The following is a 14,897-nucleotide window of genomic DNA, read 5'->3' on the forward strand; positions in this document are numbered from 1 at the left end:
TAAACCAATCATAACGGACTAGATGATGGCAAAGTTAGCCTTGCTCTAGCTTTGAGGATATTCAAATGATCGATTTGACTTAAAAGCCGATCGAGTTCTGCCGTTTCTTCAGCGCTGAGTGAATCGGTTGCATTGCGGTCTAACCAGTCCTCAAGTTGAGCCTGTTTCTGCGGAGAAACAATCCCTTCAGCAAGAAGCTGCAATTCTTCAATGCTCAAACCTGTTAGTAATTCGTCGTTTGAGTGATTCATCAGCGCGGCGATTAGCTCAGTAATGCAATCATAACGAACGACGTAGCTCTTGAATACTTTGGCGAATGAGCGGAATTGTTGAGATTAGAATTAAGCCTGCGATCGCTAAACTAATTGCACTATCCGCCCACATCCAATGAAAGACAGCAACCGCGATCGCAGCAATAATTACGCCAATTGCACCTAAAGCATCAGCAACTACGTGCAAGAATGCGGCTCGTAAATTCAAATCGTGATCGCTGCCTTGATGCAAAATTGCAATGTTAATTCCATTCACAATCAAACCGACGATCGCGGTAATCAACATTGGTAAGCTAGAAATTTCGGGAGTTACAGTTTGGAATCGTGCGATCGCTTCCCAGATGATCCAAAGCGAGACGACAACTAATCCAAATCCGTTGATTAAAGCTGCCCAAGTTTCAGGAGAGCGATTTGGTTTAATCGAAACTGTGTTTTCGCCAATCCAACCCCACTGAATTGGAGATTGCGCGATTCGGGTAGCGATTAAAGCGAGTACTAGCGCAAAACAGTCTGAAACGAGATGTCCTGCTTCAGCGACTAGAGCGAGACTGTGACTCGATAAACCGATCGTACCTTCAACGGCTGCAAAACTCCCGACCACGATCAGGGCAGAGAAAAGCTGGCGTTGTTTCGTTTGCGGATCGTGGACAGGGCAGGAACAATTCGCAGAATGAGGAGCGACCATCGGCATTTCAACGTACACAGTGGGATCATTGACTGTGACCAGTGTAGATGAGTTTCCGATGAACGCCCCAAAAATCTACCATTTTTTGTAGGGAAGAAATTTACCGTTCATCGTGACCTTAACGCGATCGCCTTTTGGGTCTTCGATCTTTTCGATGTCGAGGGTGAAATCGATCGCGCTCATGATCCCATCGCCAAATTTTTCTTGGATTACATCCTTCATCGGCATTCCATAGACCTGCATGATCTCGTAGAAGCGATAAATCAGCGGATCGGTCGGTACGATCGGACCTAATCCTTTGACGGGATACGCCATCAGTTCAGAAGCCAAATCTTCAGGCAATCCCAATGCATTTAATAATTTGGAAGCTTCATCTTCAGAGGCGGTCGCTTGACGGTAAAACAACGAAGCGATCCAAACTTCATCGCGTCCAAGAATTGATTCGAGATCCGCGAAGGTTAATCCTTTCGCCTTTTTTGCCGCTAGGAGTTTCTCTGTAATTGCTGGGATAGTCATTGTTGTATCAAATTCGGGTCGGTCTTAGTTTTATGCGAATTTGATGACTTAAGAATGTTGCGATCGATACAAATAAGTAGGCAGGCTTAATTAAATGTAAGTTCTCTCGCTCCGTTGCTCACCCACCCTCGATTGAAATCGGGGCTAACAGTGCGAAGTGGGTTGAAACCCACTAAAGAGTTGACTTTGACTGGCTTTTAGTCCCGTTCAGGGGACTTCGCACCGTTAGCCCCGACTTCCAGTCCGGGGCGAGACAGCAACGGAGCGAGGGATCTTCAAGTTAATTTCGCCCATCTGCTTACAAATAAGGGGAGCAGTTGCCCCCCAATTCATTAGGATTCGGATGTTGCCTCGTCTTTCGGGGCTTCTGTGGCTTTGGCTTGAGCGCGTTCCTCTCGTTTTTTGCGATCGGCTTCGAGGGCATCGGCGATCACTGCCTGAATTTGTACCATTTTCTCTAAATTGCTGCGGTACAGTTCTAAGTCTTTCTGCACCTTGTCTTCAGAGATGTTCAACGCTTGAGACACTTGCTTTAAGGCTTCGGTCAATTTAGTCGTATCCTTCACCGAATCGGGGCTAGAAGTCTCGATCGCAGTGTACAGTCCGACAGCAAAAAGACGGCTGTATTTGAATTTAGGATTTGCTGCGATCGCGCTCAACAGTTCGCGAAATTCGCCCGCTTTCTCAGGAATCAAGACCGTATCCCAAGTATTTTGAGACGCGGCGGACAGGACTCGTTGAGCATCATTGCGGTATTGCTGCGGATCGGATTCGAGGGAGCGACAGAGCGCGTTGAAAATCGAATCTTTGTCGGCTTCGGGGCGATAACCCTGCATAAAGCGATCGAACGTCGTCACCACACCCAGTGCATAGAAGGGGTCGTAGCGGAAGTCCGTGTTGACGGCAAGCAAGTGCATTTCGACCATCAATTCCTCGACCACACGGCGGAAAATCGAATTTACCGGACGGGTGTGGAGGCTGTAAAACGATCGCTTGGTATCAGAAACGGTACGGACACTATTCACGGGATTTTTCGGTGATCTACGTCAAACCATTGTAAAGGGTAATGAGGGATCAATTATTTTTTTGCCGGGATTCGCGATCGAGCGGGAACTCGGATCTGCCAGAATCGTTCATCCCATTCATTTGTTCGCCTTGGAGATCGAGATGAAATCTGTTGCTGCTATTGCACTTTCGCTTTCCGTTCTGGGTCAAGGAGCAGCGATCGCTGCTTTGCCTGATGTTGAAACTTATAATTTTGTGATTAGAAAATACAATTTCCTGATGCGTCAAAGTCGAGATGGATGCGCCTTTTATGCTGATCCAGAATTTATCGTGGCGCGGAGTGAAAGACCGAATGGAACGGATAAAAACATTCGGCAATTGATTGTATTACAAACGGCTGAGAAAAGTAGCGGATCGGGCTGTAGTGGCGTGTTTCAGTTTCTCTACGCGGATGTGAACTGTAGAACGAATCAGATTACTTACACAGACGGAATTGGTTCTCCGGCAGCTTGGAAAACCAATCGCTATTCTGATCCAGAAATGTCAAAGAAAATCTGTGCGCTGCCGACGGTGGAATTCGCTACGCCTACTCAGAATCTGCCTCCTGCAAAGTAGTTTTGGAAACGAGTCGGGTAATTTTACGATCGCTTTCCGAAAGTTCTTCACCCGAATTCAGTTGAGTGGCGTTGTTTTGTAAAACGGTTGCCGCAGTTCGATCGCCCATTTGAAGCGCCGTTTTTGCTGCGGTTTGGAGCATTGTGACGGCTCCTTGTCGATCGCCTTGTTTCAATCTCGATTCTGCGATTTGAGTTTGACGATATTTCGCCAGTGCCAGAATGTTTTGTTGAACCTCCGAATCGATCGCAGGCTGATATTGAGCTTGGGAAGCGATTTCAATTGGAAACGTCTCAGAAATTAACTCAGATTGTCCGATCGCAGGATTATCGTATTTGATCTGAACTTCAGCGATCGTGTTTTTTCCTTCTGGTAATTGACCCACATAAAGATTCGCCAAGATCACACGCGGAGAATCAATCATCAAATCCCCCAATCGCACGATCGCCAAATCACCTTCCTGTTGGACTAAAAGCTCGATCGTTTCGGGAGCCACTTGCGCGATCGGCTTCAATTCTGCCAATCGAGTTCCGGGAGCGAGAGCCAATCTTAGAAACGCATTCGTGAGTCCGACCGATTGAACGCGATCGAATAATCGTCCAAATTCTTTTACCGCTTGTTCTGGCTCTTGAATGTACGAGAGCGCTCCACCTCCCGCATCGGCAATTTTTTCTAAAATGTCTTGGTTCCAGTGATTGCCGAATCCGAGTGAGTTAATCGATAAACCGTAGCCCGTGGCAACTTGAGCAAGTTTGACAGCGCGATCGTTATCTCCATGTTCATTTTCGCCATCAGTTAATACAAACATTTGCGAAACGGTTTCTTTCTTGCCTTTCGCGGTTTCTTCGATTCCGAGTCGGATGCCTTCATCGATCGAGGTTCCGCCCGCTGCTTCAAGTCGATCTAGGGCTGCTTTCGCCAGGATCGGTTCATCGACGATTTGATTTGGAAAAATTACTTTGGCTTTGTGATTGAACGTCACGATCGACAACCGATCTCCTGGAGACAATCGATCGATTAAACGTTCTGCGGCTTGTTTGACAGTTTTAAGCGATCGACCTTCCATCGAACCGCTTTGGTCGAGAACCAGGCAGAGATTGAGCGGAATATCACGACTGGTAGAATTTGGGAGGGCTTCGATCGCGATCGAAATCTGGCGCTGACTGCTTAGTTGCGTCACATCCAGATGGGCATCACTCAGCGCACATTTCAAACCGACTTGCATAGAAATACTCCGATCGGGAGAACTCAAAGGTGCTCAACAACTACAGCTTATCTCAGCCCTCCTCCGCATTCGGATTACCGAAATTATCAGACTGATAGGATTGCCATTAGTCAAATCTGACCCAAATAAATTAGTATCTTTTAAGTTCGTATCGCTAAGATGACGGATTGATGCTCAATTCGTTTTCAGTAAACGTTGGAGGTTTTGGGATTGGCAGTGATTAGAAGCGCGGGTAACGTCGGAAGAAACCGTCGTCTTATCGTCAGAATTTTTTGATTAGAAATAAAGTTCACCCATGATAGTTGATTCTTCTCCGATTCATTTCTCGATTAAAGTTGCAGATTTCGATCGCGATTTCCAAGACATCGTTGCGATTCGGACGAACGTTTTTCAAGACGAACAAGGCGTTGATTCAGCCTTAGAATTCGATGGGTTGGATGAAAAGGCAACGCATTTTTTAGCTTACGAAGGCGATCGAGCAATTGGAACTGCACGAGTCCGATTTTTAGATTCTCACACGGCAAAATTAGAGCGCGTCGCTGTATTAACAGACCGAAGAAAATATGGAATTGGTAGAAAAATTGTGGAAACTGCTCTAAAATTTCTGGCTAACAAAAATATTTCTGATTTACGCATTCATGCTCAGATATCTGTAGTAGCGTTTTATCAAAAATTGGGGTTTGTTACGGAGGGTGAGCCGTTTGATGAAGCGGGAATTTCCCATATCAAAATGAACTACAAATTTCCGTAATCTTAGCGAATTGGGATTGGTGTGAGTGATTGCAAAGCAGCAAGAACGAAGAGGAGTGACAAAGTTCACGATCGTGGCAGCAATTTGGGCGATCGCGATGATGATCGATCGCGTTTGGTTTGCCCTCGATCAATCGGTTCCAGCGTGGGATCAAGCAGAGTATTTAACGGGTGCGATGAACTTCTGGCGAACGTTTCAACAGCCAGAATGGTTCTCTCAAGAGTGGTGGACGAGTGTTTGGCTTTTGTCTTCTAAAGTGCCACCGCTGGTTTATTTAACGACTGCACCGTTTATTCATTTATTTGGCTCTGGAGAAGATCGATCGACGTTAGTGAACCTGTTCTATAGTGCGATCCTGCTTGGATCAGTGTATGGATTAGCGATTCGATTGTTCAATCTGCAAGTGGCAATCTGGTCTTTAGTATTGTGCTTATTGTTACCGGGATTGTACGTAATTCGATTAGATTATTTGATCGATTTCCCATTAGTCGCGATCGTAACTCTCAGTTTCTTTTGCCTGACACTTTGGGCAACTGAAACGGTTCCGCCATTATCCAACGAACAATCTGAAACCGTTGAACAACCGAAAGCTGCACCAATTACTCAATCATTAGCGATCGCCCAATCGTTCTCACTTCCTCACATTCGAGCTTTTCGATCGTGGTTTTACGCCGCTGGATTTGGAATTTCATTGGGTCTATCGTTTCTCTGCAAACAGCCTGCGTTATTTTTCCTGTTTACTCCGATCGTTTGGCTTGGCATTATCGCAATTAGAAAGAAAGCATGGCGGCGATTGATTCAGTTAGTGATGGGAATCGCGATCGCAGTTTCGATTTGTTTGCCTTGGTATCGAACGAATTGGCTGATTATTCTCACCGCTGGAAGACGAGCAACTGTAGATAGTGCGATCGCAGAAGGTGATCCCCCGCTCACGAGCCTGTTTGCTTGGACATATTACTTCAAATCCCTACCCACACTCGTTTCCGTTCCGATATTCATTGTGGGATTAGTTGGATTGCTGCTGTACTGGAAGCGATCGGTAATCCAAGAAGAATGGGAATGGATCGATGGACGTTGGATCAAAACAACGGATTACGGCGGCTTGGGACGAAGAGGCTACCGACGCGAAATTTATGATCATTGGTCGCAATCGGTTCGCTGGTTGTTGATTTTTTTGATTGGTGCATACATTCTCTGTTCTGCGAATGTCAACAAAGACGATCGCTACATCACACCATTGCTCCCAGTATTGGCGATTCTATTAGCACAAGGATTGTTACTGTTTCCCGATCGCTTAAAAATTTTCCGTTGGGGTGCGATCGTACTTTCAACGATTCTGATGTTTGCAAATCTGTTACCTGTTGGATTCACTCCAAGGTTTCTACAAACGGCTCATGCGCGTCATGCTGTGCTTTCTAGCAATTGGCATCAAGCCGATATCGTGAATGAAGTGATTAGCGCTGAACCTTATTTGCAAAATACGATCGGAGTCTTACCGTCGCTTCCAGAATTCAATCAGCACAATCTGAATTACGCAGGTGTTCTCAGAAATTTCCAAATCTACGGGCGACAAGTCGGAGCCGATCGAAAACAAATTGAACCGGATACGCGATCGCTTTCCTGGTACGTGACGAAAACCGGAGAAGCGGGCGCAATTCGTCGTCCAGAAGCTTATAACGCTGTGAATCAAACGATTACCACCAGTCCAGATTTTCAGCTTTACAAGTCTTGGAAATCACCAGATAACACTGAATTAAGCTTATATCGACGCTCGATCGCACCTGTTCAAGTTGCTCCAAATCCAAAACCCGCTCAACAGATCAAACTCGAACAAATTCGCATTCCCAATCAAGCCGCTCCTGGAAAACCTTTGCCGATTACCTATCGTTGGTCAGGATCTTGGGAGCAATTACGATCGGGCTTACTATTGCTCACTTGGACGCGAATTGCTGACGATACGACTCCAAAAAATGCTGCTCCGAGATGGTTTCACGATCATGCGATCGCGCTTGGAACCCTTCACGCGCCTGCCAATTCTGATGATGCTGCTTTCCAAGTCACTGAACGCCTCGCCGCTCTTCCTCCCACCAACGCTCAAGGTACTTACACGTTAACTGCTGCTTATTTGAATCGCGAAACCGGAGCAACTTACGCCATTGATAGTCCTGATTTTCAATTAACGATTTCGCCAACAACAGAGATCGAAGCGCCAGAAGTCGATTCTGTTACCCAACTTCGATCGCTTGCTGCCACAATGCCGCAGGGAATCAAAGTGCTCGATCGCATTTTCGCCAAAGTTGGACAATTGAATCAATACGATCCAAATCAAGATTATGTCACGCAAACGAGACAGATTTTAGAATACCGATTACAACAAGAACCGAACAATTTAGAATTCGCTTACGGAGTCGCATTATCGAATGTTTTGAAACGAAGAGTTCAACCCGCGATCGACATGTTAGAAAAAGTTACCCAACTCGATTCAAAGAATCCTGCTGCTCACGCTTATCTCGCATTTGTGAATCTATATGATTTTCGTCCTCAAGCTGCACAGAAAGCATTAGATAGAGCGATCGCACTCGATCCGAACTTGAAAGAACTCCGAACCTTGAATGCGGTTGCGGGATTGATGCGAGGAAACTTAGTACAAGCCTGGAATGAGTATCAGCGATCGCAATAACGATCAGCAAACCGTCTTGCCTCAATACCTTGGCAAATAAAATTCGCGGCACTATATCTCGATTTTTGAACAAATTCTAATTTAACTGCACAAATCGTATTGAGAATGATTGCCAATATGCTTGCTTCAAATTGAAAAATCATTGATAATTTTGAAGCTGATCCATCTACCTCTTTCGATAGACGGTAGCATCTCTCATGTCAACTACAAACTTTCTCAAGACTCTAAGCCGACGGCAATTGCTTCAACTCGGACTGCTCTCAGGTGCAGGAGTAGCGGGATCAGTCTTGGGGTTAAATCGACTCAACCAACGGCGCGATCGCAAAGTCATCATTCCCCCGATCGACATTCCACAAACCAAAGATGCCGCGAATCCGATGGCAGTTTTGCGCGAGTTTGACTCTGGAACCGTGACTCAGGAAAATGGTCGAACCGTTCGAGAATTTCGAGTTGAGGCGCGAACCTCTCCATTGCAGTTAAATGGCTCAAATACATTTGTCACTTGGAATCTAAATGGACGAGTTCCAGGTCCAACGTTTCGGGCAACTGAGGGCGATCGAATCCGCGTTATTTTTTACAACAAAGCTGGACACTCACACTCGCTGCACTTTCATGGCACTCATGCGTCAGAGATGGACGGTGTGAAACCTGTAAAAAATAACACGGTAGAAATCTACGAATTCGATGCAGAGCCTTATGGAGTGCATCTCTATCACTGTCATATCGAGCCAATCACCCGCCATGTTGGGAAAGGTCTATATGGAATGTTCATTATCGATCCGCCCACACCGAGACCGCCTGCGGATGAAATGGTCTTGATCATGGCGGGATACGACGTGAATGACGATCGTAAAAATGAACTCTACGCCTTCAATGGATTACCCGACTATTACATGCACAATCCGATCCCAATTCAGCAAGATCAGTTAGTGCGATTGTATGTTCTCAACATGATCGAATTTGATCCGGTAGTAACTTTTCACCTTCATGCAAACATGTTCAAGGTCTATCGCACGGGGCGAACATTGGAGCCAACTGAGGAAACAGATGTGATTACGATGGGAACGGCTGAGCGGCATATTCTGGAGTTCAGCTTTCATCACACAGGCAAATTTATGTTTCACCCTCACCAGGACTATATGGCGGAATCTGGTTGCATGGGCGAGTTTAATGTCATTCCCAATGCTTAGGAGATTTCTACGAAAGAGCTTACCGCTTGAAAGACCGCCCTTCGGCTTCGCTCAGGGCGCGATCTCTAGCTGACTGAGCGAAGCCGAAGACAGCGGGTAATTTGTTTTCGATAAATCTCCTTAAATGTCATTCCCAATGCTTAGGAGATTTCTACGAAAGAGCTTACCACTTGAAAGACTGCCCTTCGGCTTCGCTCAGGGCGCGATCTCTAGCTGACTGAGCGAAGCCGAAGACAGCGGGTAATTTGTTTTCGATAAATCTCCTTAGTTGAATTTAACATCTTCTTTATTGACAAAAACTTTGATTAAGCCACACAATGAGCGATGCCGATACATAATTAGAAATTTTCTCAATAGTCGAATCCTCACTTCATTTCTGGAACCTCAAATCATGTCTATCAAGTTTAAGTTTTTGGCTTGTTTTCTCTGTGCAGTGGGCTTGAGTATCTTGATTTCGTGCGGTTCTCAGACCCCCAACACAACCAGTTCTGCTCCTGCTGCAACCGATACCGCTACAACTCACTCGATGCAAGGTAGCAGAAAGATCAACATTAACAGTGCAATTCTGTCTGAACTCGACAAGCTAGAAGCTAAACTCGGTGTTCCAGCACTATCCAACAAAATTCAAGGAAGCCGTCCCTACGGCAAAACTGAGGAATTGGTCGCTAAAAACGTCATCACTCAGCAACAATTTGATCAAATCAAAGATTTAGTCACGATCGAAGATATTAAGCTCGAAGGTGAAGCCAAAGATATCGATTACATGACCAAGCTCGGTTTGATGAAAGGGCATCTCTACGTTGCGAAAGAACTATTAGACCTGAACAAACCAGAGCAAGCAGAACCTCACATCGGGCATCCCGTTGAAGAAATCTATGCAGACGTGGAAGATCAATTGCCTGAGCGCAAAGTTGCAGAGTTCAAAGCTCCTTTGATTGCTTTGCAAGATGAAGTGAAAGCGGGTGCTAAAAATGCGGAAAAAGTAAGCACAGGTTATCAAACTTCGATGCAAGCGATCGAGACTGCAATCAATGCACTTCCTGAATCCGAGCGTCAATCTCCAAAATTTGTTCTGCAAGTGATCAATGGATTGTTAGACACCGCGAACTCTGAATACGGAGCCGCGATCGCAAACAATAAAATTGCTCAAGTGATTGAATATCAAGACTCACGCGGTTTTGTTCTCTATGCTAATGAACTATTCAAAGGCATCTCTAGTGCAATGCTCAAGTCTCAGCCAGATGCAGAAAAAGCGATCGGACAGAAACTTGCTGAATTATCGAAAACTTGGGAAGCGGTCACTCCACCTGAAAAGCTTGTCCACACCAGCGATGAAGTTGCAGGATTGATTAAAGAAATCGAAAGCAACACTCAAAAAGTTGCAAAAGCCTCTTAGATAGAGTGTTGAGGCAGATCTCGATCGAGGTCTGCCTTTTTAGATGTTTGATGCACTTGTTGGAGTCAAAAATGGATCTCAGTTCTGCTATCCCAACGTTTGTCATTACCCTGCGCGAAGGGGTCGAAGCTGCCTTGGTCATTGGGATTGTGTTGGCATATTTGAATAAAGCAGACCGACGCAATCTTCGAGGTTGGGTTTGGGGCGGAGTTGGGGTTGGACTCGCCGCGAGTGGCATGATTGGCGTATTGTTTGGCTGGGTCGTGCAACAGGCGGGTGCAGCAGGCAGTTCCGTTGAGCAATTTCTAGAAGCATCGTTTAGTGTATTAGCGATCGCATGTCTCAGTTGGATGCTGATTTGGATGACTCGGAATGCTCGATCGCTCAAACAAGATGTTGAAGGTGCAATTGGATCAGTTCTAAAGCAGGATGCTCAGGCAGGTTGGGGAATCTTTGGCTTGGTCTTTTTTGCAGTGGTGCGAGAGGGTTTTGAGACAGTTCTATTCATTGCAGGTAAGTTTCAGCAGGGAATTGTTCCAACTCTAGGTGCATTGGGTGGAATTGGAGTTGCAGCCGCGATCGGAGCAGTGTTATTCCGCTGGGGAACTCGCCTGAATGTTCGGAAGTTCTTCATGGTCATGGGAATTTTGCTGCTCTTGATTGTTTCTGGCTTGGTTGTTACAGCATTAGGACATTTCGATGCCGGAATGAGCGCACTATCACAGGTTGATCGTAGATCAGCTTCTCTGTGTTTCTTCTACGAGCGATTTGCGAAACCTCAAGATCGCGACTGTGTACTGGGTGGAATGGTCTGGAACTTGAGTAAAGTCTTACCTGCTGAGAAGTTCCCTGGATCAATTCTGAGTGCATTGTTTGGATACACCGATCGACTCTATTTGGTTCAAGCGATTGCATATCTAGCATTTCTAATTTCAGTCGGTAGCTTGTATTTTCAATCGCTGCTCAGTCCCAGAAAACATTAAGGCTGGGGAGAATCAGTCGGTGACGGTTCAGGCGTTGGAGTCGTAGTCGGAGACGGTTCAGGCGTTGGGGTATCGGTTGATTCTGGTGGTTCAGGAGCCACTTCAGGCGGAGTTGCACTCGGAGTCGGTTGTGGAGTCGATCGAGGAATGGTCGATCGAATCGGGCGCGGACGATCGGCAACGACGACTTGAATATCCACAGATTGTGTTACCTGCTCTCCTGCACGATTTCGAGCCGTGAGCGTGATTGTTTTCACATTTCCAGGCGTAATCGGATAGGTAATTGAACCCTGAGAATTGACTGATCCTGTGAATGGTAAAAGTTCAACTTCTAAGCCTGCCTCATCTTGAACTGCCCAAGAGACGACAATGTTTGCAACTTCATTGTTACCAACCGAGAAAGTATGAGTCAGTTGGCTCATCGCGTCTTGTCCATTCAGCGTGAAAGATACAATTTCAGGCTTGCGCCCTTGTTCCGCCGATCGTGGCATGAAAGCCGCTGCTTGCTCTGGAGACTGCGATGATCCAGTCGATTTCACGGTTACTGTATCTGTCGTTTCTTCTACGATCGGGACACGAGCATTAGACTTATCAAACAGCTTCAATCTGTACTTGAATGCTCCAGACTGTGAAGACACAAAGGGAATTCCCTGGCATTCCACCTTCGTGTATTGAGCAGGCTGTTGTAGTGAAGAAAACCACGGTAGATCGGGCAGTGGAAGTTCCCAAAACACAGGTGCAGCTTGAGCAGGCTTATCTGACTCTAGCCGACGACAGCCATTATCTTTATTAGTTTTTGCTTGCAGTTCCTTTGGAATTGAAGTCGAAAAATCATACGCTTTTGTTTGAATTTCCGCGCCTTCATTCAATTGAGCAATCACTAATCGATCGAGAGTTTCAGGATTTTGCACTGTCCAATTCAGCCGAACCGCATTACTCGCACCTTCTAGATAAGTTCGCTTAGTCGGGTTGAACTCTACAATATCTGCCGTGGTAATCGGTTGACGGTTAAAGCGATACAACAAGCTAACCAGCATCAAGAGTGATCCGGCTCCTAGCAGCATCAATCCAGCTAGAACCCATTTTGGGTGAGGGAGCCAGATTAGTTTTGCTTGTGCTGGATACGGCGGATCTGAAATCGCATCGATCGGAATCAAATGAAAGTTAACCGTTGACCGTAGAGGCTTGCCCCACCAAGGACGCTGCCAACGATTGCGCGGAATTGCTCGAAGCACGATCGAAGCTTCTTGATTCGGCGCGATCGTCATGCCATTACTATCAGTCACAAACTGAAATCGCTGTTCAGCCCCTCTCGTTTCTAATTTCAGTTTCCGCTCCACATTGCCGCGATTTTGCACTCTGAGCGTAAAACTCGGAAACTCTCGCGGAATCGATCGTACTTTTGGAATGAGTTCAGTTTCTAACCGAGTATCTGGTAATACCTGCACATAGATCACATCCAGCGTGAGCAGGTCAGGAGAATTCATCGAAATTAATTGCAGCGTTGGAAAATAGCTTCCGGCTGGAGTTCCGATCGGGGGATGAAACGTGAATTGGATTTCGCCACTTTCTTGAGCTTCGAGCCGCAACCCTTTGATCGGTTGAACAATGCCTAGTGGTTCTGCTTCTTGATTGTGATAGTCGATCGTGAACCAGTCAGACGGGAGTTCTGAACAGTTGAGATAGATTAGATCTGAAATCGTCGATCGATTCTCAATGCTGAGCGTGAATGTGACCGCTTGACCTGGCTGCAAGCGGTAAGGAGCATCAGAAGTTGTTGCGGGAGCAAGATTAAAATTTAATGTTTTCTTAAACCGATTGCGCTGCATTAACGGCACTTCAAACTGAAGCGGACAGCGAATCGTTTTTTCAAGATTTTGTTCAGACTTATAAGCGATCGTATAGTGATAAGTGCCCGGAGCCGCTTGAGTTGGCACATCGAAATTGAGCGTAATATTTCGCGTCTCTCCAGGTTCCAAATACGCAGGAGACGCAGGCGAGAAAGAATGCCATTCAATCAAAGAAAAGAAGCTAGGTTCAGTCACTTCCAGCCAGAAATATACCGCAGAACGCTTCGCATCTACTCCAGTATTTGCGATCGCGAAGCTCTGACAGAACTGAATTCCCCGATCCGTCTGAGTCGTTTGAATGGTAGATTGTGCCTCAATCTGCATTGAGTGTTCTTTCATACCTCTTTTCTACGGTCGTCCGTTCCATAGTTTGACTCATGCTTTCCCATATTTGAAAGCATTCCAGATCAAAACCACAATTGTCTGTTTGATCAAACACACTGTGCAGTATCACACTCACCCTAAAGAAACCGAATTCTAACACCATTTCTGTCTACAATCGAATGTTACTTTATCAGGACGGGATCGTTCTGACACTAAACTGTCACTCAGTCGCCACTGATGCGCGGAAAAGTATGAGAAGTAATGATTATCAGGAATGAACCTGAAAATCTAATGCAGAGTAAGAATCGATCGACATCCATGACTCAGGAGAGCGCTACTGAACCAAAAACATTGGAAGGCAGGATTTTAAGTGGGCTACGGGGACATTACGAGATCGCGTCTCTCACTGAAAATCAACCGGGAGTGCGACTCTACAGCGGCACTGATCTTGCCACAGACAGTCCTGTGCTGGTGAAGGAATATTATTCGTTTTGGTGGACAGCCGTTGAGATGCAGCACATGGAAGCCGCACTTCGACCTTTAGAAACGATCGAGCTTCACAGCGGAGGCGTTCAAGATTTTCGATTGTTGATTCCGCAAGATATGTTCGTTTCAGTAAAGGATCAGCGCTGTTACATGGTTTTGCGCTCTCCTCATCACCCTGGACAATCGCTGAAACACTACCTAGAAAGCCAGGGCAGGCTTTCAACCCCAACAGTTAGACATTTTCTCTCACAAGTGTTGCAATCCCTCTGGTTTCTGCATGGTCAAATGGTCGATTTTGCAGACGGAGAGACACAGAAAGGCACAGCACACGGCAATTTAACTCTAGAGAGTCTTCTGATTGTTCCTGAATCACAAGCTTGGACTGACCAGTTTCAAGTGTATTTGCGAGACTTTACGCTCTGGGAAAGTGTAGTGAAGCCAGAAATGCTGTCTACCCGATCGTTGAATGAACAGAAACAGCAAGATCTCCGAGATTTGGGCACGATCGCGACTCAAATGCTCCTTGGCGAACTGAATCCGCCAGGATATTGGAATCCGATCCAAGATCCGCGCTGGAATACGATCGCGGATCAGTCCCTAAAACAATTCATTCAACAATTGCTGGGAATCGAAGCGCTGCCCTTCTCTAGAGCTAAAGCTGCTCGAAATCAATTGCTGGCTCTTCCTGCAATCGAGGAACCGCAAGAAACTGAGACGAATACTGAGTGGGAATCGATCGGGATAGGACAAGCCGATCGACCTCCGTTGTATTTCAAGATTGCATTCGGTGTGGCAATTTTAGGATTGGTCGCAAATCTCGGTTTACTTTGGATAAATAAAGGAGCGATGCAACCTCCGAAATTCGATTTCATTCAGCAGCGGAAATAGAGCGTCTTAGAATCATCAAGTTGATTGGTTT

General features: G+C 46.0%; 13 protein-coding genes. 7 read left to right on the forward strand and 6 right to left on the reverse strand.

Annotated features, from left to right (window positions below; translation table 11 throughout):
* Positions 1–8: 8 nt before the first annotated feature.
* From ACQ4M5_RS10105 to psb29, 4 genes are all read right to left on the reverse strand, one after another.
* Positions 9–251 (reverse strand): hypothetical protein, encoded by a 243-nt coding sequence (locus ACQ4M5_RS10105; protein ID WP_430675463.1) that lies wholly within the window; start codon positions 249–251, stop codon positions 9–11.
* Positions 252–279: 28 nt separating this feature from the next.
* Positions 280–957: a cation diffusion facilitator family transporter gene (locus ACQ4M5_RS10110; RefSeq protein WP_430675464.1), complete on the reverse strand. Its 678-nt coding sequence runs from the start codon at positions 955–957 to the stop codon at positions 280–282.
* Between the two features lie 75 nt (positions 958–1,032).
* Positions 1,033–1,473 carry a cyanase gene (cynS, locus tag ACQ4M5_RS10115; RefSeq protein ID WP_430675465.1) on the reverse strand — a complete coding sequence of 147 codons (441 nt, stop codon included), beginning with the start codon at positions 1,471–1,473 and terminating at the stop codon, positions 1,033–1,035.
* A 332-nt stretch (positions 1,474–1,805) separates the two neighbouring features.
* A complete protein-coding gene (gene psb29 / locus ACQ4M5_RS10120) occupies positions 1,806–2,498 on the reverse strand; it encodes a photosystem II biogenesis protein Psp29 (protein WP_430675466.1) in 693 nt (230 codons plus the stop codon).
* A gap of 142 nt (positions 2,499–2,640) precedes the next feature.
* On the opposite strand from psb29, the gene ACQ4M5_RS10125 reads away from it, so the two are divergent.
* Positions 2,641–3,093, forward strand: a complete 453-nt coding sequence (locus ACQ4M5_RS10125; RefSeq protein ID WP_430675468.1) for a hypothetical protein — start codon at positions 2,641–2,643, stop codon at positions 3,091–3,093.
* Here ACQ4M5_RS10125 and ACQ4M5_RS10130 read toward each other — a convergent pair.
* Positions 3,065–4,318 (reverse strand): vWA domain-containing protein, encoded by a 1,254-nt coding sequence (locus tag ACQ4M5_RS10130; RefSeq protein WP_430675469.1) that lies wholly within the window; start codon positions 4,316–4,318, stop codon positions 3,065–3,067. The two genes, ACQ4M5_RS10125 and ACQ4M5_RS10130, sit on opposite strands and share 29 nt — an antisense overlap.
* A gap of 295 nt (positions 4,319–4,613) precedes the next feature.
* On the opposite strand from ACQ4M5_RS10130, the gene ACQ4M5_RS10135 reads away from it, so the two are divergent.
* The 5 genes from ACQ4M5_RS10135 (at position 4,614) to ACQ4M5_RS10155 (ending at position 11,318) form a co-directional block, all read left to right on the forward strand.
* The gene (locus tag ACQ4M5_RS10135; RefSeq protein ID WP_430675471.1) at positions 4,614–5,069 is read left to right on the forward strand and encodes a GNAT family N-acetyltransferase; all 456 of its coding nucleotides are present in this window, start codon (positions 4,614–4,616) and stop codon (positions 5,067–5,069) included.
* A gap of 25 nt (positions 5,070–5,094) precedes the next feature.
* Positions 5,095–7,749, forward strand: a complete 2,655-nt coding sequence (locus ACQ4M5_RS10140) for a phospholipid carrier-dependent glycosyltransferase (protein ID WP_430675472.1) — start codon at positions 5,095–5,097, stop codon at positions 7,747–7,749.
* 197 nt (positions 7,750–7,946) lie between these two features.
* Positions 7,947–8,939, forward strand: a complete 993-nt coding sequence (locus ACQ4M5_RS10145; RefSeq protein ID WP_430675473.1) for a multicopper oxidase domain-containing protein — start codon at positions 7,947–7,949, stop codon at positions 8,937–8,939.
* Positions 8,940–9,330: 391 nt separating this feature from the next.
* The gene (locus ACQ4M5_RS10150; protein ID WP_430675474.1) at positions 9,331–10,335 is read left to right on the forward strand and encodes a helix-hairpin-helix domain-containing protein; all 1,005 of its coding nucleotides are present in this window, start codon (positions 9,331–9,333) and stop codon (positions 10,333–10,335) included.
* A 71-nt stretch (positions 10,336–10,406) separates the two neighbouring features.
* Entirely contained in the window at positions 10,407–11,318 is a 912-nt protein-coding gene (locus tag ACQ4M5_RS10155) for an FTR1 family iron permease (RefSeq protein ID WP_430675475.1), read from the forward strand.
* Here ACQ4M5_RS10155 and ACQ4M5_RS10160 read toward each other — a convergent pair.
* A complete protein-coding gene (locus ACQ4M5_RS10160) occupies positions 11,315–13,507 on the reverse strand; it encodes a hypothetical protein (RefSeq protein ID WP_430675477.1) in 2,193 nt (730 codons plus the stop codon). The two genes, ACQ4M5_RS10155 and ACQ4M5_RS10160, sit on opposite strands and share 4 nt — an antisense overlap.
* Before the next feature lie 276 nt (positions 13,508–13,783).
* Here ACQ4M5_RS10160 and ACQ4M5_RS10165 point away from each other — a divergent pair, with 276 nt between their 5' ends.
* Entirely contained in the window at positions 13,784–14,866 is a 1,083-nt protein-coding gene (locus tag ACQ4M5_RS10165) for a hypothetical protein (protein ID WP_430675478.1), read from the forward strand.
* The last annotated feature ends 31 nt before the right edge of the window (positions 14,867–14,897 follow it).

Source organism: Leptolyngbya sp. AN10, assembly GCF_050565645.1.
In the GTDB taxonomy this organism is placed as follows: domain Bacteria; phylum Cyanobacteriota; class Cyanobacteriia; order Leptolyngbyales; family Leptolyngbyaceae; genus Leptolyngbya.

Excerpts from the sequence above, each read along its gene's own strand:
- ACQ4M5_RS10155 (WP_430675475.1), top strand. The coding sequence starts at position 10,407 with ATGGATCTCAGTTCTGCTATCCCAACGTTTGTCATTACCCTGCGCGAA.
- ACQ4M5_RS10165 (WP_430675478.1), top strand. The coding sequence starts at position 13,784 with ATGCAGAGTAAGAATCGATCGACATCCATGACTCAGGAGAGCGCTACT.
- ACQ4M5_RS10125 (WP_430675468.1), top strand. The coding sequence starts at position 2,641 with ATGAAATCTGTTGCTGCTATTGCACTTTCGCTTTCCGTTCTGGGTCAA.
- ACQ4M5_RS10130 (WP_430675469.1), bottom strand. The coding sequence starts at position 4,318 with ATGCAAGTCGGTTTGAAATGTGCGCTGAGTGATGCCCATCTGGATGTG.
- cynS (WP_430675465.1), bottom strand. The coding sequence starts at position 1,473 with ATGACTATCCCAGCAATTACAGAGAAACTCCTAGCGGCAAAAAAGGCG.
- ACQ4M5_RS10160 (WP_430675477.1), bottom strand. The coding sequence starts at position 13,507 with ATGAAAGAACACTCAATGCAGATTGAGGCACAATCTACCATTCAAACG.
- ACQ4M5_RS10150 (WP_430675474.1), top strand. The coding sequence starts at position 9,331 with ATGTCTATCAAGTTTAAGTTTTTGGCTTGTTTTCTCTGTGCAGTGGGC.
- ACQ4M5_RS10135 (WP_430675471.1), top strand. The coding sequence starts at position 4,614 with ATGATAGTTGATTCTTCTCCGATTCATTTCTCGATTAAAGTTGCAGAT.
- ACQ4M5_RS10110 (WP_430675464.1), bottom strand. The coding sequence starts at position 957 with ATGGTCGCTCCTCATTCTGCGAATTGTTCCTGCCCTGTCCACGATCCG.
- ACQ4M5_RS10105 (WP_430675463.1), bottom strand. The coding sequence starts at position 251 with ATGAATCACTCAAACGACGAATTACTAACAGGTTTGAGCATTGAAGAA.
- ACQ4M5_RS10145 (WP_430675473.1), top strand. The coding sequence starts at position 7,947 with ATGTCAACTACAAACTTTCTCAAGACTCTAAGCCGACGGCAATTGCTT.